The sequence below is a fragment of the Pseudomonas sp. KK18 genome (genome assembly GCF_037094675.1).
Taxonomy (GTDB): Bacteria; Pseudomonadota; Gammaproteobacteria; order Pseudomonadales; family Pseudomonadaceae; genus Aquipseudomonas.
The window spans coordinates 4,114,508-4,134,880 of the sequence record NZ_CP146605.1 but is presented as its reverse complement, the minus strand read 5'-3'; the positions used below and the strand labels follow the sequence as shown (position 1 = coordinate 4,134,880).

16 protein-coding genes are annotated in these 20,373 nt (G+C 62.6%); 5 read left to right on the top strand and 11 right to left on the bottom strand.

Annotated elements, in window-relative coordinates; genetic code table 11:
* Positions 1-4: 4 nt before the first annotated feature.
* Genes V6607_RS18650 through V6607_RS18640 form a run of 3 tightly spaced genes read left to right on the top strand, consistent with a single transcriptional unit; the run spans position 5 to position 2,866 of the window.
* A complete protein-coding gene (locus tag V6607_RS18650) occupies positions 5-805 on the top strand; it encodes a carbohydrate ABC transporter permease (RefSeq protein WP_008433050.1) in 801 nt (266 codons plus the stop codon).
* A 10-nt stretch (positions 806-815) separates the two neighbouring features.
* Positions 816-1,088, top strand: a complete 273-nt coding sequence (locus V6607_RS18645) for a DUF2160 domain-containing protein (RefSeq protein ID WP_134326814.1) — start codon at positions 816-818, stop codon at positions 1,086-1,088.
* A gap of 35 nt (positions 1,089-1,123) precedes the next feature.
* Positions 1,124-2,866, top strand: a complete 1,743-nt coding sequence (locus V6607_RS18640) for an ABC transporter substrate-binding protein (protein WP_003218534.1) — start codon at positions 1,124-1,126, stop codon at positions 2,864-2,866.
* A gap of 170 nt (positions 2,867-3,036) precedes the next feature.
* On the opposite strand, the gene V6607_RS18635 is transcribed toward V6607_RS18640, so the two are convergent.
* The 7 genes from V6607_RS18635 to V6607_RS18605 form a co-directional block, all read right to left on the bottom strand.
* Positions 3,037-4,677, bottom strand: a complete 1,641-nt coding sequence (locus V6607_RS18635) for a BatD family protein (protein ID WP_134326813.1) — start codon at positions 4,675-4,677, stop codon at positions 3,037-3,039.
* On the bottom strand, positions 4,674-6,416 hold the full coding sequence (locus tag V6607_RS18630; RefSeq protein WP_134326812.1) for a tetratricopeptide repeat protein: 1,743 nt from the start codon (positions 6,414-6,416) through the stop codon (positions 4,674-4,676). The genes V6607_RS18635 and V6607_RS18630 overlap by 4 nt, the downstream gene beginning before the upstream one ends.
* Positions 6,413-7,501 (bottom strand): VWA domain-containing protein, encoded by a 1,089-nt coding sequence (locus V6607_RS18625; protein WP_008433043.1) that lies wholly within the window; start codon positions 7,499-7,501, stop codon positions 6,413-6,415. The genes V6607_RS18630 and V6607_RS18625 overlap by 4 nt, the downstream gene beginning before the upstream one ends.
* Positions 7,494-7,988 (bottom strand): DUF4381 domain-containing protein, encoded by a 495-nt coding sequence (locus tag V6607_RS18620; protein WP_003218539.1) that lies wholly within the window; start codon positions 7,986-7,988, stop codon positions 7,494-7,496. The genes V6607_RS18625 and V6607_RS18620 overlap by 8 nt, the downstream gene beginning before the upstream one ends.
* Positions 7,985-8,917, bottom strand: coding sequence for a DUF58 domain-containing protein (locus V6607_RS18615; protein WP_003218540.1), 933 nt, complete (start codon positions 8,915-8,917; stop codon positions 7,985-7,987). The genes V6607_RS18620 and V6607_RS18615 overlap by 4 nt, the downstream gene beginning before the upstream one ends.
* A 5-nt stretch (positions 8,918-8,922) precedes the next feature.
* Entirely contained in the window at positions 8,923-9,882 is a 960-nt protein-coding gene (locus V6607_RS18610; RefSeq protein WP_003218556.1) for a MoxR family ATPase, read from the bottom strand.
* Between the two features lie 310 nt (positions 9,883-10,192).
* A complete protein-coding gene (locus V6607_RS18605; protein WP_003212949.1) occupies positions 10,193-10,549 on the bottom strand; it encodes a hypothetical protein in 357 nt (118 codons plus the stop codon).
* 468 nt (positions 10,550-11,017) lie between these two features.
* Here V6607_RS18605 and V6607_RS18600 point away from each other — a divergent pair, with 468 nt between their 5' ends.
* Positions 11,018-15,877 carry an NAD-glutamate dehydrogenase gene (locus V6607_RS18600; protein WP_003212956.1) on the top strand — a complete coding sequence of 1,620 codons (4,860 nt, stop codon included), beginning with the start codon at positions 11,018-11,020 and terminating at the stop codon, positions 15,875-15,877.
* 196 nt (positions 15,878-16,073) lie between these two features.
* Here the strand turns inward: V6607_RS18600 and V6607_RS18595 are convergent, their stop codons facing one another.
* The 3 genes from V6607_RS18595 to V6607_RS18585 all read right to left on the bottom strand — a co-directional run bounded on the left by V6607_RS18595 (position 16,074) and on the right by V6607_RS18585 (position 18,938).
* Positions 16,074-16,760, bottom strand: coding sequence for a GntR family transcriptional regulator (locus tag V6607_RS18595; protein WP_134326811.1), 687 nt, complete (start codon positions 16,758-16,760; stop codon positions 16,074-16,076).
* A gap of 17 nt (positions 16,761-16,777) precedes the next feature.
* Positions 16,778-17,482: an FCD domain-containing protein gene (locus tag V6607_RS18590; RefSeq protein WP_134326810.1), complete on the bottom strand. Its 705-nt coding sequence runs from the start codon at positions 17,480-17,482 to the stop codon at positions 16,778-16,780.
* Between the two features lie 145 nt (positions 17,483-17,627).
* The gene (locus V6607_RS18585; protein ID WP_008433031.1) at positions 17,628-18,938 is read right to left on the bottom strand and encodes a C4-dicarboxylate transporter DctA; all 1,311 of its coding nucleotides are present in this window, start codon (positions 18,936-18,938) and stop codon (positions 17,628-17,630) included.
* Between the two features lie 232 nt (positions 18,939-19,170).
* Between V6607_RS18585 and V6607_RS18580 the strand changes: the two genes are divergently transcribed.
* The gene (locus V6607_RS18580; protein ID WP_134326809.1) at positions 19,171-19,800 is read left to right on the top strand and encodes a DNA-3-methyladenine glycosylase I; all 630 of its coding nucleotides are present in this window, start codon (positions 19,171-19,173) and stop codon (positions 19,798-19,800) included.
* Positions 19,801-19,934: 134 nt separating this feature from the next.
* Here V6607_RS18580 and V6607_RS18575 read toward each other — a convergent pair whose 3' ends face one another.
* On the bottom strand, positions 19,935-20,336 hold the full coding sequence (locus V6607_RS18575; RefSeq protein WP_087692883.1) for a cupin domain-containing protein: 402 nt from the start codon (positions 20,334-20,336) through the stop codon (positions 19,935-19,937).
* Between the last annotated feature and the right edge of the window lie 37 nt (positions 20,337-20,373).

Here is a 20,373-nt window from a genome sequence, read left to right as displayed (position 1 = left end):
CAACATGAGCAAGCGCAAGGTAATCCCGCTGCTGGTCTACATCCTGTTCCTGCTGGTGCCGATCTACTGGCTGCTGAACATGTCCTTCAAGAGCAACACCGAAATCCTCGGCGGCCTGACCCTGTTTCCGCAGGACTTCACCTTCGCCAACTACAAGGTGATCTTCACCGACCCGAGCTGGTACACCGGCTACCTCAACTCGCTGTACTACGTCAGCCTCAACACCGTGATTTCCCTGAGCGTGGCGCTGCCGGCGGCCTACGCGTTCTCGCGCTACCGCTTCCTCGGCGACAAGCACTTGTTCTTCTGGTTGCTGACCAACCGCATGGCGCCGCCGGCAGTGTTTTTGCTGCCGTTCTTCCAGCTGTATTCGTCCATTGGCTTGTTCGATACGCATATCGCGGTGGCCTTGGCCCATTGCCTGTTCAACGTGCCGCTGGCGGTGTGGATTCTCGAAGGTTTCATGTCGGGCGTGCCCAAGGAAATCGACGAAACGGCCTACATCGACGGGTACAGCTTCCCCAAGTTTTTCGTGAAGATTTTCATCCCGCTGATTGGCTCGGGGATCGGCGTCACGGCGTTTTTCTGCTTCATGTTTTCCTGGGTCGAGCTCCTGCTGGCACGCACGCTGACGTCGGTGAACGCCAAACCCATCGCCGCAGTGATGACCCGTACGGTTTCGGCCTCCGGCATCGACTGGGGCGTGCTGGCGGCGGCGGGGGTGTTGACCATTTTGCCGGGCATGCTGGTGATCTGGTTCGTTCGCAACCATGTGGCCAAGGGCTTTGCCCTGGGCCGGGTCTGAGGAGTCGATGATGGAATGGATGGCCTGGACCACCCCGACTGCACTGTTCTTTGCCGCGATCGGCCTGCTGCTGGTGGGTATGACGAGCTGGGAATTGCGCTCGCCGAGTATCCCCCGGCGCGGCTTTTTACCGATCAGCACCACCCGTGGTGATCGCTTGTTTATCGGTCTTCTCGGCAGCGCCTACCTGCATTTGTTGGTGATCGGCGTAACCGGCTGGAGCATCTGGGTGGCGTCCGCGCTGTCTCTGGTGTGGCTGTTGTCTGTGATGCGTTGGGGCTAGCTGCCCCTTTTGAACCCCAAAACCAGGAGGTCTCTATGTTCGATAAAAACAATAAGCTGCGACATAGCATTTCATTGGCGGCCGTGCTGGCGCTCAGCGGGCTCAGTGCTGCGGCCTGGGCGGATGCTTATGAAGACGCTGCAAAAAAATGGATCGGCAGTGAGTTCAAACCGTCGACCCTCACCGAAGCCCAGCAGCTTGAAGAGCTGAAGTGGTTTATCAAGGCCGCGGAGCCGTTTCGTGGGATGAAGATCAACGTGGTGTCGGAAACCCTCACCACCCACGAGTATGAATCCAAGGTACTGGCCAAGGCCTTCAGCGAAATCACCGGGATCAAGCTGACCCACGACTTGCTGCAGGAAGGCGACGTGGTGGAAAAGCTGCAAACCCAGATGCAGTCCGACAAGAATATCTATGACGGCTGGGTCAACGATTCCGACTTGATCGGTACGCACTTTCGCTATGGCAAGACAGAATCCATCACCGACCTGATGGCCAACGAAGGCAAGAACTTCACTTCACCCACCCTGGACATCAAGGACTTCATCGGTATTTCGTTCACCACTGCGCCCGACGGCAAGATCTACCAATTGCCCGACCAGCAGTTCGCCAACCTGTACTGGTTCCGCGCCGACTGGTTCGAACGGGCAGACCTGAAAGCCAAGTTCAAGGAGAAGTACGGCTATGAACTCGGCGTGCCGGTGAACTGGTCGGCCTACGAAGACATCGCCAAATTCTTCAGCGAAGACGTCAAGGAAATCGACGGCAAGCGCGTCTACGGGCACATGGACTACGGCAAGAAAGACCCGTCCCTGGGCTGGCGCTTCACCGATGCCTGGTTCTCCATGGCCGGTGGCGGCGACAAGGGCCTGCCCAACGGTTTGCCGGTGGACGAATGGGGCATTCGCGTGGAGGACTGCCACCCGGTGGGCTCCAGCGTCACCCGTGGTGGCGACACCAACGGCCCGGCGGCGGTGTATGCCACGCAGAAATACGTGGACTGGATGAAAGCCTATGCACCACCGGAAGCGGCGGGCATGACCTTCTCCGAATCCGGTCCGGTGCCGTCCCAGGGCAACATCGCCCAGCAGATCTTCTGGTACACCGCGTTTACCGCCGACATGACCAAGCCGGGCCTGCCGGTGGTCAACGCCGACGGCACGCCGAAATGGCGCATGGCGCCATCGCCCGTCGGGCCTTACTGGGAAAAGGGCATGAAGAAGGGCTATCAGGACGTAGGTTCCTGGACCTTCCTCAAGTCGACGCCCGAGAAGCAGAAACTGGCGGCCTGGCTCTACGCGCAGTTCGTGACCTCGAAAACCGTGTCACTGAAAAAAACCATCGTTGGCCTGACGCCGATTCGTGAGTCTGACATCAACTCCCAGGCCATGACCGACCTGGCGCCGAAACTCGGCGGGTTGGTGGAGTTCTACCGCAGCCCGGCCCGGGTGGAGTGGACCCCGACCGGCACCAACGTGCCGGACTATCCACGGTTGGCGCAATTGTGGTGGAGCCATATTTCGGAGGCGGCCAGCGGAGAGAAGACGCCGCAGCAGGCGCTGGACGGGTTGGCCAAGGATCAGGACGCGATCATGACGCGCCTGGAACGCTCCAAGGTGCAGCCGATTTGCGGGCCGAAAATGAACGAAGAACGGGATGCGCAGTACTGGTTCGACCAGCCGGGCGCGCCGAAGCCTAAGTTGGCAAATGAGAAGCCACAGGGTGAGACGGTCAGTTATAACGAGTTGCTGAAGTCGTGGGAGGCGGCGCGCAAGTAACCCAGACGCCGCAGATCAAAATGTGGGAACCCGGTTTGTGTGGGAGCCGGGCTTGCCCGCGATGCAGGCACCTCGGTCTGTCAGTCAGACCGCGGTGATGCCATCGCAGGCAAGCCAGCTCCCACACAAGCCCGGTTCCCACGTTGGGTTTTGGGTGTTTCTGAGAGGGGCTATTTGGGATACAGCGGCGGCAAGCTGGTGCTATCCCCTGCAGGGTCCTGCTCGCGCTCCGCCATCGGAATCGCCTTCACCGCCCGCCACAATTCCTCTCCCTGCCAATACTGCCCACTCTCGCTGTACAGCGCGCCGTTCAACCCATCCAGCGCATCCGACAACGGCACAAACCGCGCCGCCATATCCGCCAGGGTCTCCGGCTGCTGTCGCGCCCAGGCATCCAGCGCCTGACGCGTAGCCTGCGGGTCATTCGCCTGGCTCGCCCGCTTGAGGTCGTCCAGCAAGGTACGCGGGCTCGGGCCGGTTTGCGCGGCACGCAAAATCGCCGGCTGCCAGCGTGCACGCCACCACAAACCGAAGCCCAGCAGGGTGGTGCAGGCCAGGATCAGGCTGGTCAGTTGCCAGATCCACAGGCTGTCGTTGTCCGGCGCGGTGATCACGGTCGGGCTGGCCGGCGTGTCCACGATCAGGCTCGGGTTGGTCGCCACCTGCAGGGTGCGCGCCGGCAGGCTGGTGCGTTCCAGATGGTCTTCGTGGGTGTTCCACCACACCACGTCCACCGCCGGCAGTTCAAGCGCGCCAACGCGGTTGGGCACCAGCGCTTCGCGGTCTTCACGGCTGCCGATCAGGCCACGGTCGTTGTTCTGGTTGCTCAGCACCGGCTGGTCCGGGTAGCGGCGCAGGCCGGGGATGTCGCTCAGTGCCAGCGGTGGCAGTTGCGCGCCGGCCAGGCCTTCGGCTTTCAAGGTCAGGCTGCGGGTCAGGGAGTCGCCCACCTGTACGTGATCGGGCTCGGGGTTCCAGCTTTCCGTGAGGGTCAGGCTGCGGGCCGGCAGCCAGGGAGCATCCGCCGGGTACAGCGCAGGCTTGGCCTTGACCGTCAACGACAGCTCCGGCGAACTGACGTGAATCAGCTTGCCGGGCTTGGAACCCTGGGGGTTGTTGTCCTGGGCGGGCCGTGGCTCTACCAGGGTGGCGCTGAACGTCTGCGTCGGAATGGTCAGCGTGCCGCTGTGCTGCGGGTAGATGGCATAGCGGGTTTCGATCACACCGTGGCGGATGCCGTTGATGACTTTCTCGTAGGTGCGCGACTCGCCCAACTGCTCGATGCGCGTATCGGCGATCTGCAACGGCGTGAGGCTGCTGTCGTCGTACAGCGACACCGAGTGGTAGACGCGCACGGTCAGCAACGCCTGGGCCTGGACGTAGACGCTGTCCTGGTCGAGGTTGGTTTCGATGAACACCGGGGCCAGTTGAGCCTCGGTGTTCTGGCTGACGGTCTCCACCACTTGCAGGGTGATCGGCTGGGTCTTGAGTTCGCCGATCTGCAACGGCGGAATCACCACGGTGCCGTTCTCCTTGGGCAGCAAGGTGATGATCCAGCGGGTTGTGGCATGGTTATCGCCACCCAGGGTGGTGAGCTGGTTGATCTGGCGCGTGCCGCTCACTTCAAACAGCGGGTCCAGCGGCGCCAGGTCCGGTTTGCCGAACAGCGTGACGTCGTTGGATTCCACCGTCAGTTCCACCGTCTCCCCGGAATTGATGCGGCTGCGGTCGACACTGGCCACCAGGCCGGCGGCCTGGGCCTGGCTGGCCCACAACGCGAGGGTGAGAAGAAGGGCGGTGCAGCGGTTCATCGAGTCTTGTCCTGATGTTGTTGCTGTTCGTACCAGAATTTGCGTCGCAGCAGCTCGCCGGGGTTGTCCGGGATCTGCCGCAGCCATTGTTCCAGGGCCTGGCGCTGCTCGCCTTCAAGCGTGCCGTCGACCGGGCGCAGGGGCGGGGTGGTGGTTTGTTCATCACCCAACTCGCTGCCGGGTACCTCGTTGCTGCCGGCGTGGGGCGTGGCCCCGGTTTGCGCGTCGGTCGCGCCGGGCTGGCCCTGGCCTTGGGACGTCTGCTCGCCACCGGTGGCGGTCTGGCTGCTGGCGCCCGGTTGCGCAGTCTGGCCGGGTTGGGTGGTTTCGTCATCCTCGTTTTTTGCAGGCTTGGCCGGCTCGGTTTTTTCCGGTTCCTGTTGCATCAGGCTTTCCACCAGCGCCTTGTTCTTCAGCGCCGGCTGCAAGTCTGGCTGGGCTTCGAGGGCTTGTTCGTAGGCATCGATCGCCGCTTCCAGCTCGCCGCTTTTGGCCAGGGCATTGCCTCGATTGTAGTGGGAGTAGGCGTCGCTGCCTTCGGCAAACCGCTTGGCGGCTTCGGCATAGTTGCCCGCTTCATACAGTGCGACGCCTTGCCATTGCGGGTCTTCGAAATGTTCGGCTGCTTCGGCCGGGCGTTTTTTCTTCAGCAGCAGTTGGCCCTGTTGGTCGGGGCGCAGCCACAGGTCCTGGAAGTCGAAGGCATAGCTGGGCTGCGGCGCGCCCAACAGCAGCAACGGCAGGAAGAACAGCCAGCCACGGCGCCCGGCGCAGGCGGCCAGCAGCAATAGCGGTAAGAGCAGCCAGTAACCCTGGTCGGCCCAGGTGTCGAGGTGCAGCAGTTGGCCGTCATTGCGCAGGCTTTGCGGGCCGTCCAGCATCCCGAGGTGGCGCAGGTCCTTGTCGTCCAGGCGTGCCTGGCGGTAGAGGCCGCCCATTTCGCTGGCGAAGGCCTTGAGGGTCGGGCTGTCCAGGCGCGGCACGAGGATCGCGCCCTGGGCGTCCTTGAGGAACTCGCCGCTTTCCTGGGTCACCGGCGTGCCTTCGCGGCTGCCAATGCCGAGGATCGACAGGCTCGGCGCCTGGTTGCCTTGCAGCTGCAGGCGGATCCCCTGGCGTTCCTGCTTGGACAGCGACGAGCCGATCAGCAGCAGCCGACCCTGGCCGAGGCCGCCATGCTTGAGCAGGCTCAGGGCCTTCTCCACGGCCAGATCGGCACGGTGGCCGGGCTCGGGCATGATCGAGGGGCGCAGGGCTTCGAGCAGGTTATGGCTGGTGGCCAGGTCGTCGGACAGCGGCACCAGCGTGTGCGCGCTGCCGGCGTAGACCACGATGGCGGTCTGCGCATCGCTGCGGGCCTGAAGCAGGTCGAACAGCTTGCGCCGTGCCTGTTCGAGGCGGCTGGGCGGGCTGTCGGTGGCGAGCATTTCCGGGGTCAGTTCCAGCAGCACCACCAGCGGGTCGGCGGGCTTCTGGCTGGACTGTTCGACGCGTTCCCAGCTCGGGCCCAACAACGCCAGCACGGCCAGCAGCCAGGCGATGCCGAGCACCACCCATGGCGACTTGCTTTCGCGGCCACTGCCGCCGCTGAGCAGCGCGGCATGGAACGCCGGCGGCAGAATCATCTGCCAGCGCCCGGCGCGTTTCTGGCGGTGCCACAACTGCCACAGCAACCAGCCGAGCAGCGGCAGCAGCAACAGCCACCAGGGACGGAACCAGTGCGGCCACAGGGCGATCATCGACGCCTCCGCAAACGCAAGCGTTTGAGGCGTTCACGCCATTCAGGATTGGGTTGCAGGAAACGGCCCTTGCTTGAGAGTTTGCTGAACAGGCGTTGCAGGGCGTTATCCGGCCAGCGTTCCTGGATCACCAGCAGCATGCTGAGGATCAGCGCCAACGCCAGCGGCGCGCTGTACAGCGCCTGGGCGGGGCGGGCCTGGGTGGGTTGCTGGGCCACGGGTTCGAGCTGGTCGAGGGTTTCCTTGATCTTCAGCAGTTCGTTGCCGTCGCGGGCGCGGAAGTAGCGGCCGCCGGTGGCCTCGGCGATGGCCTTGAGGGCCGGTTCGTCGAGGTCGAGGCTCGGGTTGACGCCGAGGATGCCCAGGGAGCCGGTTTGCTCGGGGTCTGCGCCGATGCCGATCGGGTAGATTTTCACCCCTTCTTCGGCGGCCAGGCGGGCGGCGGTCAGCGGGTCGATTTCGCCGGCATTGTTGGCGCCGTCGGTGACCAGGATCAGCACCCGGCTTTGCGCCGGACGCTGGCGCAGGCGCTTGAGGGCCAGGCCGATGGCGTCGCCAATCGCGGTGTTTTTACCGGCGATGCCAATCCGTGCCTCATCCAGCCAGGTGCGCACGGTGCGCCGGTCAAAGGTCAGCGGCGCTTGCAGATAGGCCTGGCTGCCGAACAGGATTAATCCCACGCGATCACCTTCGCGGCCTTCCAGGAAATCTCCCAGCAGGTGCTTGACCAGGCTCAGGCGGCTGACGTCTTCGTCTTGCCATTGCATGTCGGGGAAGTCCATCGAGCCGGATACGTCCACCGCCACCAGCAAGTCGCGGCCGCTGGCTGCAATCGGCAAGGGTTCGCCCAACCATTCCGGGCGGGCGGCGGCGGTCAACAGCAGCAGCCACAGGAACACAAACGGTGCTTGCTGGCGCCATCCCGGCAGGTTGACCCGCGCGCGGCGGCGGGCCAGGCCTTCGAGGTCGCTGAGGAAGCTGACTTTCAGCGCCGGTTCGCCGCTGTCGGCCACCGGCAGGATGAGGCGCAGCAACCAGGGCAATGGCAACAGGGCAAAGATCCACGGCCAGGCGAACTCAAACATGTTTGCGAATCCAGGTGTCGACGGCCTGGGTCAGCCCGGCGATGGCCTTGTCGTCGAGTTTGCATTCGGGCTTGTAGGCGCCTTCCACCAGCACCATCCAGCGGGTCAGGCCGGCGGCGGGGCAGCGGTTGTCGAGGAACGCCAGCCACTTGCGGCCATTGAGGGTGTGGCTCTGGCTGTAGGGGTAGTCGTTGCGGCACAGGCGCTTGAGCAGGCCGTTGAGTTGTTGCAGCCAGGCACCGGCCGGTGCGCCGTCGTAGGGTTTGGGCATCAGCGCCAGTTCGGCGAGGGCGGCGATGCGCAGCGGGTCCAGGGGTTGTTCGGCACGGGCCAATGGGCGCTTGGCTGGCAGGAAACGGCGCAGCCACCACAGGCCCCAGCCCGCCAACGGGATGATCAGCAGCAACAGCCACCAACCCGGCGCCGGCGGCCAGAAGCCGATCACTGGCGGGGCAATCAGGGGTTGCAGTTGGTCGAGGCTGCTCATTGCTTTTTAACCGGGCGTTGCGGGTTCAGGTATTCGCGCAGTTGCTCGACCATTTCACCCTGGGTACTCAAGGGCATCAACAGCACCCGCAGCTTTTGCGCGAGCAGTTCCCAGCGTGCGCTGCGGGCTTCGGCCTGGGCCTTGTAGGCCTGGCGCAGATCAAAATTCAGGGTGTCCAGCTCCAGCTGTGCGCCGCGCTCGGCGAAGCGCAGCAGGCCGGCGGCGGGCAGGGCGTGGTCCAGCGGGTCGGAAACCGGCAACAGCAGCAGGTCGCAATGCCGCGACAACAGGCTCAGCTGTTGCTCGGCGCCTTCGGTCAGGGCGCGCTCGTCACAGATCACAATCACCAGGCTGCCCGGGCGCAATACTTCCCGGGCTCGGCGCAAGGCCATGCCGAGGGCGTCGGCTTCGGGGCGGCGTTCGGTGTTGAGGCTCTGGTTGACCCGTACCAACCGGTTGAGCAATTGCAGCAGGCTTTGCTTGCTGCGCCGGGGTTTGATTTCGTAGTGCTCGCTGTCACCGAACACCAGCCCGCCGACCCGGTCGTTATGGCCCAGCGCCGCCCAGCCGATCAGGCTCGCCGCCTGGGCCGCCAGCACCGACTTGAACATCTGCCCCGAGCCGAAAAACAAGCGGCAGCTTTGCTCCACCATGATGAAGATCGGCCGTTCGCGCTCTTCATGAAACAGCTTGGTGTGGGGCTCCTGGGTGCGTGCAGTGACGCGCCAGTCGATGGTGCGCACATCGTCGCCGGCCTGATACACCCGCACCTGGTCGAAGTCGACCCCGCGCCCGCGCAGTTTCGAGTGGTGCAGGCCGATCAGCGGGCTGCGCTGGCTCGGCGTGGAAAACAGCTGCACTTCCCGCACGCGATGACGCATCTCGATCAATTCGCTCAGGGTGACACGGGTTCCATCGCCAGCGTTCATGGACGTCAAGCGACGGCAACGACGTCGAGAATGCGTTGCACCACGCGGTCCTGGTCGATGCCGGCCGCTTCGGCCTCGAACGACAGAATGATGCGGTGGCGCAGCACGTCGAACAGCACCGCCTGGATGTCTTCCGGGCTGACGAAATCGCGGCCGGCCAGCCAGGCGTGGGCCCGGGCGCAGCGGTCCAGGGCAATCGAGCCACGAGGGCTGGCGCCATAGGCAATCCATTCGGCCATTTCCGGGTCGAACTTGGCCGGGGTGCGAGTGGCCATGACCAGTTGCACCAGGTATTCCTCCACCGCATCGGCCATGTACAGGCCGAGGATTTCCTTGCGCGCGGCGAAGATCGCCTGCTGGCTGACGCGCCGCTCGGGCTTGGTTTCACCGTTGAGGGCTTCGCCACGGGCCTGCTGCAGGATGCGGCGCTCGACGGCGGCATCGGGGAAGCCGATTTTCACGTGCATCAGGAAACGGTCGAGCTGGGCTTCGGGCAGCGGGTAGGTGCCTTCCTGCTCGATCGGGTTTTGCGTGGCCATCACCAGGAACAATGGCGACAACTCGTAAGTGCTGCGCCCCACGCTGACCTGGCGCTCGGCCATGGCTTCGAGCAATGCCGACTGCACCTTGGCCGGGGCACGGTTGATTTCGTCCGCCAGCACCAGGTTGTGGAAGATCGGGCCTTGCTGGAACACGAAACTGCCGGTTTCCGGGCGATAGATCTCGGTGCCGGTGATGTCGGCGGGCAGCAGGTCGGGGGTGAACTGGATGCGATGGAACTGGGCCTCGATCCCTTCGGCAAGCTCCTTGATGGCCTTGGTCTTGGCCAGCCCGGGAGCGCCTTCAACCAGCATGTGGCCATCGGCGAGCAGGGCAATGAGCAAGCGCTCGATGAGTTTTTCCTGGCCGAGAATCTGCGTTGAAAGAAAGGTTCGCAGCGCAAGCAGCGCTTCACGATGTTCCATCGATGACGGTTCCTGGAGAGGTGAGACTCGGCATTGCGAAAAATGCCAGGCCTGGGGGCGTTACTTTAATGCATCGGAGGGGGTGGAGACTAACGGCGCGGGGGGTATTTTTCGGGAAATGTGGGAAATGTCTGAGGTTTTTTCCGATAGGCGCCTGCCTTTGTGGCGAGGGAGCTTGCTCCCGCTGGGTTGCGCAGCAGCCCCAATAAGGCTGTCGAGTTTTTCCAGGCAGGGCGCAGTCGGCTGGATTGGGGCCGCTTCGCAGCCCAGCGGGAGCAAGCTCCCTCGCCACATTGTGCGTGTTTGGCAGCTAGGCCCGGATATAGGTCCCGGTGCCCTTGAGAATGTTCTGCAGGGTTTCTTCCACTTCGGCCAGATCCGACTCGGCGGTGCCGTGGGTGATTGCCAATTGATCGTGGCCGCCCAATGCATCGGCATCCGCCGCGCCAATCTCCACTAACAGCGTCGTGGCACTCAGGGTGATCTTCAGCCCGTCCAGGGTCGACGGCTCGTAATCCCAGGTGACTTCCACCTCGTCCTCGTCCGGATAACGGGTCACCATGAACATCTCGCCCTTGTCGCCGTGGCAGCAGAGCATGGCCATGTTGTCTTCTTCGTCATCGCACGGGTTGACGATCAGGTGGGCGGTGGTGAGTTGCAATGGCATGGTTAATCCTGTCTGGGGGAGGGCGAAGCAGGGCAATTGTGCCATTGCGGCGAATTTTGTGCTGCATCGTGTGTCAGACCTTGAGGCATGACCTGGCGGGCAATATCAGTCATTTTCGGTACTCGGCGCCCCGGGATTTCTCCGAAAACACCCGGTTGCCCAAGTCGCAACCCGCCGGCAGCGTGCCGATGACCGAATATGTCGCAGCGTCGCAAGCAGCTTGCTTCCTACACTCGTTAAGCTGCGCAACGGATGTGCCTCGCCAGGAGTCTGACCTGCCCGTCGTACCGTCACCTGGCAAGGTGCGCATCTTATGGAAGTTGAATGTGACCTCATTGTCTTGTCCAGCTTCACCCACCTGTCACTCTGAATTCGTTACTGTAGACCGCGAACAGAGCTGACGGTCTCCCCGCAAGGGGATAACACGCGACGCTTCCATCAATAACAAGCCCAAGCGGAGTACCACAGATGGCGTTCTTCACCGCAGCCAGCAAAGCCGACTTCCAGCACCAACTGCAAGCGGCACTGGCGCAGCACATCAGTGAACAGGCACTGCCACAAGTGGCGCTGTTCGCTGAACAATTCTTCGGCATCATTTCCCTGGATGAACTGACCCAGCGTCGCTTGTCCGACCTGGCCGGTTGCACCCTGTCTGCCTGGCGCCTGCTTGAGCGCTTTGATCACAACCAACCGCAAGTGCGGGTCTACAACCCCGATTACGAACGTCATGGCTGGCAATCGACCCACACCGCGGTCGAAGTGCTGCACCACGACCTGCCATTCCTGGTGGACTCGGTGCGTACCGAGCTGAACCGCCGTGGCTACAGCATCCACACCCTGCAAACCACCGTACTCAGCGTGCGTCGTGGCAAGAAGGGCGAACTGCTGGAAATCCTGCCCAAAGGCACCCAGGGCGAAGACGTTCAGCAAGAATCGCTGATGTACCTGGAAATCGACCGTTGCGCCAACGCCGCCGAGCTGAGTGTCCTGAGCAAGGAACTTGAGCAGGTACTGGGCGAAGTGCGCGTTGCAGTCGCCGATTTCGAACCGATGAAAGCCAAGGTCCAGGAGCTGCTGGCCGGTATCGACGCCAGCCCGTACGTGATCGACGGCGAAGAAAAAGCCGAGATCAAGAGCTTCCTGGAATGGCTGGTGGGCAACCACTTCACCTTCCTCGGCTATGAAGAGTTTGTGGTACGTGACGAGGCGGACGGCGGTCATATCGAATATGACGCCAACTCGTTCCTTGGTCTGACCAAACTGCTGCGCCCGGGCCTGACGGCCGACGAGCTGCGCATCGAAGACTACGCGGTGAACTATCTGCGTGAGCCGGCCGTGCTGTCGTTCGCCAAGGCTGCACACCCAAGCCGCGTGCACCGCCCGGCCTACCCGGACTACGTGTCGATCCGCCAGATCGACGCCGACGGCAAGGTCATCAAGGAATGCCGCTTCATGGGCCTCTACACCTCCTCGGTGTACGGCGAAAGCGTGCGGGTGATTCCTTACATCCGTCGCAAGGTGACGGAAATCGAGCGTCGCTCGGGCTTCCAGGCCAAGGCGCATTTGGGCAAGGAACTGGCCCAGGTGGTCGAGGTTCTGCCCCGCGATGATTTGTTCCAGACCCCGGTGGACGAGCTGTTCAGCACCGTGATGTCGATCGTGCAGATCCAGGAACGCAACAAGATCCGCGTGTTCCTGCGCAAAGACCCGTACGGCCGCTTCTGCTACTGCCTGGCCTACGTGCCGCGCGACATATATTCCACCGAAGTGCGCCAGAAGATCCAGCAAGTGCTGATGGATCGCCTGAAAGCCTCGGACTGCGAGTTCTGGACGTTCTTCTCCGAGTCCGTACTGGCTCGCGTGCAGCTGATCCTGCGGGTGGACCCGAAGAACCGCCTGGACATCGACCCGCTGCAACTGGAAAAAGAAGTGGTGCAGGCCTGCCGCAGCTGGCAGGACGACTACTCCAGCCTGGTGGTGGAAAGCTTCGGCGAAGCCCATGGCACCAACGTGCTGGCTGATTTCCCGAAAGGTTTCCCGGCCGGCTACCGCGAGCGTTTCGCCGCGCATTCGGCCGTGGTCGACATGCAGCACTTGCTCAGCCTGACCGAAGCCAACCCGCTGGTGATGAGTTTCTACCAGCCGCTGGGCCAGGTTTCCGGCCAGCGCGAGCTGCATTGCAAGCTGTATCACGCCGATACGCCGCTGGCGCTGTCCGATGTGCTGCCGATCCTGGAAAACCTCGGCCTGCGTGTCCTGGGTGAATTCCCGTACCGCCTGCGTCATGCCAATGGCCGCGAGTTCTGGATTCACGATTTCGCGTTCATCGCCGCCGAAGGCGTGAACCTCGATATCCAGCAATTGAACGACACCCTGCAGGACGCATTCGTGCATATCGTGCACGGCGATGCCGAAAACGATGCGTTCAACCGCCTGGTGCTGACGGCCGGCCTGCCATGGCGCGACGTGGCGCTGCTGCGTGCCTACGCCCGTTACCTGAAGCAGATTCGCCTGGGCTTCGACCTGGGTTACATCGCCAGTACCCTGAACAACCACACCGACATCGCCCGCGAGTTGACCCGGTTGTTCAAGACCCGTTTCTACCTGGCGCGCAAGCTCACCGCCGAAGACCTCGAAGACAAGCAGCAACGCCTGGAACAAGCGATCCTCACGGCCCTGGACGACGTTCAGGTGCTCAACGAAGACCGCATCCTGCGTCGCTACCTGGACCTGATCAAGGCCACCCTGCGGACCAACTTCTACCAGGCTGACGCCAACGGCCAGAACAAGTCGTACTTCAGCTTCAAGTTCAACCCGCACGCGATTCCTGAGCTGCCCAAGCCGGTGCCGAAGTTTGAAATCTTCGTCTACTCGCCTCGGGTTGAAGGCGTGCACCTGCGCTTTGGCAACGTCGCTCGCGGCGGCCTGCGCTGGTCCGACCGTGAAGAAGACTTCCGCACTGAAGTGCTGGGCCTGGTAAAAGCCCAGCAAGTGAAGAACTCGGTGATCGTGCCGGTGGGCGCCAAGGGCGGTTTCCTGCCGCGTCGTCTGCCATTGGGCGGCAGCCGGGACGAGATCGCGGCCGAGGGCATCGCCTGCTACCGCATCTTCATTTCCGGCCTGTTGGACATTACCGACAACCTGAAAGACGGCGCCCTGGTGCCACCGTTGAACGTGGTGCGCCACGACAACGATGACCCGTACCTGGTAGTAGCAGCGGACAAGGGCACTGCGACCTTCTCCGACATCGCCAACGGCATCGCCATCGACTACGGCTTCTGGCTGGGTGATGCGTTCGCTTCCGGTGGTTCTGCCGGTTACGATCACAAGAAAATGGGCATCACCGCCAAGGGCGCGTGGGTGGGGGTGCAGCGTCACTTCCGTGAGCGCGGCATCAACGTCCAGCAAGACAGCATCACCGTGGTGGGCGTGGGCGACATGGCCGGCGACGTGTTCGGCAACGGCCTGTTGATGTCCGACAAGCTGCAACTGGTCGCCGCCTTCAACCACCTGCACATCTTCATCGATCCAAACCCGAACCCGGCCAACAGCTTCGCTGAACGTCAGCGCCTGTTCGACCTGCCGCGCTCGGCCTGGACCGACTACGACACCAGCATCATGTCCGAAGGCGGCGGTATCTTCTCGCGCAGCGCGAAGAGCATTGCCATCTCGCCGCAGATGAAAGAACGCTTCGACATCCAGGCCGACAAGCTGACCCCGACCGAACTGCTGAATGCCTTGCTCAAGGCGCCGGTGGACCTGTTGTGGAACGGCGGTATCGGCACCTACGTCAAGGCCAGCACCGAGAGCCACGCCGATGTGGGCGACAAGGCCAACGACGCCCTGCGCGTCAATGGCAACGAGCTGCGCTGCAAGGTGGTGGGCGAGGGCGGTAACCTCGGTATGACGCAGCTGGGTCGTGTGGAATTCGGCCTCAATGGCGGCGGTTCCAACACTGACTTCATCGACAACGCCGGTGGTGTGGACTGCTCCGACCACGAAGTGAACATCAAGATCCTGCTCAACGAAGTGGTGCAGGCCGGTGACATGACCGACAAGCAGCGCAACCAGTTGCTGGCGAGCATGACCGACGAAGTCGGCAGCCTGGTGTTGGGCAACAACTACAAGCAAACCCAGGCCCTGTCCCTGGCTGCCCGCAAAGCCTTCGAGCGCGTGGCCGAGTACAAGCGCCTGATGAGCGACCTGGAAGGCCGTGGCAAGCTGGACCGCGCCATCGAGTACCTGCCGACCGAGGAGCAGCTCAACGAGCGCGCCGCTGCGGGCAAGGGCCTGACCCGTCCGGAGCTGTCGGTACTGATCTCCTACAGCAAGATCGACCTCAAGGAAGCGTTGCTCAAATCCCTGGTGCCGGATGACGACTACCTGACCCGTGACATGGAGACCGCTTTCCCGCCGAGCCTGGTGGCGAAGTTCTCCGAAGCCATGCGTCGCCACCGTCTGAAGCGCGAGATCGTCAGCACCCAGATCGCCAACGACCTGGTCAACCACATGGGCATCACCTTCGTTCAGCGCCTCAAAGAATCCACCGGCATGAGCCCGGCGAACGTGGCGGGCGCCTACGTGATCGTGCGAGACATCTTCCACCTCCCGCACTGGTTCCGTCAGATCGAAGCCCTGGACCACCAGGTCTCGGCCGATGTGCAACTGGAGCTGATGGACGAGCTGATGCGCCTGGGCCGCCGTGCCACGCGCTGGTTCCTGCGCAGCCGTCGCAACGAACAGGATGCGGGACGTGATGTTGCGCACTTCGGTCCGCACCTTGCCGCGCTGGGCCTCAAGCTCGACGAACTGCTGGAAGGCCCGACCCGCGAAGGTTGGCAGAACCGTTACCAGGCTTACGTCGAAGCCGGTGTGCCGGAGTTGTTGGCGCGCATGGTTGCAGGCACTACCCACCTGTACACCCTGCTGCCAATCATCGAAGCCGCCGACGTGACAGGCCAAAGTGCGGCAGACGTCGCGAAGGCTTACTTCGCCGTCGGCAGCGCCCTGGACTTGCCGTGGTACCTGCAGCAGATCAGCAGCCTGCCCGTGGGCAACAACTGGCAGGCCCAGGCCCGCGAAGCCTTCCGCGATGACGTGGATTGGCAGCAACGGGCGATCACCATTTCCGTACTGCAAATGGCCGATGCGCCAGAAGACATGGAAGCCCGCGTGGCCCTGTGGCTTGAGCAGCACCAGGACATGGCTGATCGCTGGCGCACCATGATGGTGGAGATTCGTGCTGCAGTCGGCACGGACTACGCCATGTACGCGGTAGCCAACCGTGAGTTGCTGGACCTGGCGATGAGCGGTCAATCGGTGCTGTAACTGGCTTGATTGAGCGGTAAAACCAAAAGCCCGGTATCGAAAGATATCGGGCTTTTTTGCATTTGATTATCGGCGTGTTATCTCAACTTGTGGCGAGGGAGCTTGCTCCCGTTGGGCTGCGCAGCAGTCCCGTTTTTGGGGCCGCTGCGCGTCCCAGCGGGAGCAAGCTCCCTCGCCACAGGTTAAAACAGTGTGATCAATTGCTGTGTAGTAGCTTGGCTTCCAGATGACCCAGATGCCGGGTCATCAAGTTGACGGCTTTGCCGGCATCGCCATGCTCCACCGCATCCACAATCGCCCTATGTTCCTGCCATGCGCAATACGTGCAAGCCTTGGCCTCAAACTGCGCAATCGCCAATGAGGTCAGCGGCACCAGGCTGTTGAGAAACTGTGCCAACGGTGCATTCCCGGCGATGGCTGCCAGTTGCAGGTGAAACTCCCCGGAGAGCCGAATCGCCGGGCCACGTTCGTCACGCTCGATGCAGTCGCGCTCCCGTGCGATCAACTCCCGCAGTTGGCGGATCTGCGCCGGTTTCGCCTGGGCACACGCCAACTGCACCACGGTGATTTCCGTCAGGCGCCGCGCCTCGAGAATCTGCTGGGTCTGTTGTGCATCCGGTGCCGCCACCTGGGCGCGGTGGTTGGGCCGCAGGATGATCACTTGCTGGTGCGACAGCCGCGCCAGCACCCGGCGAATCACGCTGCGGCTGACGCCAAAACTTTGCCCGAGGCTCTCCTCGGTAAAACGGCTGGCGGGGGCGATGCGTTGCTCAAGAATGGCGTCGAACAGTGCCGGGTAGATGTCGTCCACCGAGAGTTTCGGCTTGCCCACCAGGCGCAACGGCGTAAAGGGGAAAGGGGTGTGCAGGGCGTGAGCGGTCATGCGCGGTCTCCTGGAAGTCAGCTACCCAGATGGTCATCCGGGATGTTCAAGCGAATGCCCATGCGCAAGCCTTCCTGCAGGATATGCCGGCGCATTTCGGCGCTGGCCAGGGCGCTGTTCTTGTTGCGGATCGCCCGCACCACGGCGTCGTTTTCCTGCAAGCGTTCCGCCAGGTGTTCGGGGGAGTTGCGCAGCACCTGGGCGCTTTGCTTGAGGGCGTTGCTGGTTTGTTGCACCACGTTCTGGAAGATCGGGTTGGAGGTCAGGGCGAACAGTTCTTCGTGGAACGCGATGTAGGCGTTCATCCCGGCTTCGCTGTCGCCGGCGTCGAGGGATTCGCGCATGTCCATCAGGGTCAGGCGCAGTTGCCCGACTTCCTTGCTGCTGATGGATTGCGCCACTAAACCTACGATAAAGGGCTCGAGGGTGTAGCGCAGTTGCAGGATGTCTTCGAGGCTGGCGTCCGCCACGCCGCTGTCCTGGGCCTGGGATTCGCTGAGGGTGGTTTCCAGCACCACCACGCCCTTGCCGGGCATGGAGCGTACCAGGCCGAGGGTTTCCAGCACGATCACCGCTTCGCGCAGGCTCGGGCGGCTGATGCCCATTTGCTCGGCCAGTTCACGCTGGCCGGGCAGCATCTCGCCGCGCCGCCACTGACCCCTCGCCAGGGCGGCGCGCAGTTTTTCTACCACTGAATTGACGACGGTTGACGAGGTGATCACGTGTGGCTCCCTTTAAATTGAACTGTCTGCTTGGTGTGGCGAGGGAGCTTGCTCCCGCTGGACTGCGCAGCAGGCCCATTTTTTGGGGCCGCTTCGCGCCCCAGCGGGAGCAAGCTCCCTCGCCACAGGGGGTGAGTCTGTCTCATCAGAACTCTTGGTGGGCGGGCAGCACCGGTTTCTTGGCCTGGAAGGCATACCCTTGTTGACCGTCCAGCACCTTGTTGGCGCGCTGGATATCGATGTCTTTTTCCCAGCGGGCGATGGCCACGGTGGCGACGCAGTTGCCGATCAGGTTGGTCAGCGCCCGGCCAATGCCCATGAACCAGTCCACCGCCAGCACCAGCACCAGGCCCACCACCGGAATCGCCGGGATTGCGGTGAGTGTCGCCGCCAGAATCACCAGTGCCGAACCCGGAATCCCGTGGGCGCCCTTGGAGGTGATCAGCGACACCAGCAGGATGGTCAGCAGGTCGGTCATCGACAGCGGTGTGCCGGTGGCATTGGCGATAAACACGATGGCCAGGGTCAGGTAGATCGAGAAACCATCGAGGTTGAACGAGTACCCGGTCGGAATCACCAGGCCCACGGTGGAGCTGCCAATGCCAAGGTGTTCCAGTTTACGCATGATCTGTGGCAACACGGCATCGGAGGACGCGGTGCCCATCACGATCAACAGTTCTTCCCGCAGGTACTTGAGCAGCGGCATCATCCGCAGGCCCGACAGGCGCATCACCAGCCCCAGAATCACCGCGACGAACAGGAAGCACGTAAGGTAGAACAGGCCCACCAGGCTGCCCAGGTGTTGCAGGGAATCCAGGCCGTAGGTGCTGGTGGTGAAGGCGATGGCGCCGAACACGCCGATGGGCGCCAGGCGCACGATCATGCCCATGATGCGGAAGATCACGTGGCTCAGCTCGTTGATCAACCGAGAGATGCCGGAAGCGGCTTCGCCCACCAGGTTCAGCGCGCTGCCGAACAACACGGAAAACAACAGCACTTGCAGCACGTTGTTGTCCGCGAAGGCGCCGATCACCGAGTTGGGGATCAGGTCCATCAGGAACTGGCTGGTGCCCTTGATGTGTTGGCCGCGGTCTGCCAGTTCATTCAGGCCGGCAGACGACAGTTGCTCCAGGTGGATATTGGCGCCGGTGCCGATCCCGGTGCTGAAGGCCATGATCAGGCCGATCACCAGGGCCACGGTGGTCAGTGCTTCAAAGTAGATCACCGACTTGAGGCCGATGCGCCCGACTTTCTTCAAGTCGCCGGCACCGGAAATACCGCTGACCACCACGCAGAAGACGATCAGGCCAATCAGCATTTTGATCAGCTTGATGAAGCCGTCACCCAGGGGTTTGAGTTGCGAGGAGAATTCAGGGAGGGCGAGGCCGCAGATTATGCCGATCACCAGGCCAATCACGACTTGCAGGAAAATCGAACGCGAGCACCATCTGAGCATGGGAAGGATCTCTATTCGGTGCCCTGGTGGGTCCAGGGCTTAATTGTTGTGGTCTGACCGGTATGTCCAGTGCGGGGCCAGTCTACGCTCGGTTTTTTTCAAGTCGCAAGTAAATATTACGCGGATGGCAGGTCCCGGTCTGACCAGTTGGTCCGCAAGGTTCGTACTTGAGCGGTTGGCGGCCCGGAATTTTTTTCGCTTATCATCCCGGGCTTGGTTCACAGGGTGAGTTATGGATATTCCAGGATTGATCACGGACGCGGCGGGCGTCACCAGCTGTACGTGGCGCACGGCGGCGCCGGAGTACCCGGATTACCACGACCACGAATGGGGCGTGCCGGTGGCCGATGACATTGCGCTGTACGAGAAGATTTGCCTGGAAGGTTTTCAGGCCGGCATGGCGTGGATCACCATCCTGCGCAAGCGCGAGGCGTTTCGCCGGGCGTTCGAGGGCTTTGATTTTCGCCGAGTGGCGCAGTACACCGAGCAGGACATCGAGCGATTGGTGGCCGACCCGGGTATCGTGCGCAATCGCGCCAAGATCGTGTCCACCATCAACAACGCCCGGCGCGCCTGTGAGCTGGTGGATGAGACCGGCTCGCTGGCGGCGTGGTTGTGGTCGTTTGAACCGGCCGCCGATGAGCGCCCGGCGGTGGTGGACATGGCGTACTGGACGGCCAACCCCACGTCAGCCGCGTCAACACGTTTGTCCAAGGCCCTGAAGAAACGTGGCTGGAGCTATGTGGGCCCGACCACGATGTATGCGTTCATGCAGGCGATGGGCATGGTCAACGACCACCTTGAAGGCTGTACCTGCCGGCCTCGAATCGAACATCTGCGCCACCACTTCAAACGACCCTGAGCCACTGACTGTGCGCGGTTAAAACTGTGGGAGCTGGCTTGCCGGCGATGGCGGTGGATCAGCAAGCACAACTGTGTCTGATGCACCGCCATCGCAGGCAAGCCAGCTCCCACAGGAGGGTGCGGTGGCGCGGGTTAGTGGGGCAGCGGCGTGAGCACGTCGGCCTTGTCATCCATCACCATCACTACCAGCAGTTTCGCCGGTTGGGTCTGGCTGGCATTGCTGGATTCAAAGTGCCGCGAGCCGGCGGGCTCGTAGAATGATTGGCCGACCGTGTAGGTGATCGCCTTCTCATCGTTGACCCGCGAGGTGATTGCACCTTCCAGCACATAGGCCACGGCCGTGCCGGTGTGGCTATGGGGCACGGTGGCCTGGCCCGGGGCGTAGTCCACGGTGAGCATCACGGTTTTCTTGCCGGGGACGTTGGCCAGGGCGTGTTCCTGCAACACGTTGATCTTTTCCTGGTTGTACACCGGGTCGTGGGCAAAGGCGCTTAACGAGGCCAGCAGCAGGGTGGTGCCGAGCAGTACTTTCATGGTGAGGCTCCGAGTGAGTCGAGACCCGTTCACCCTA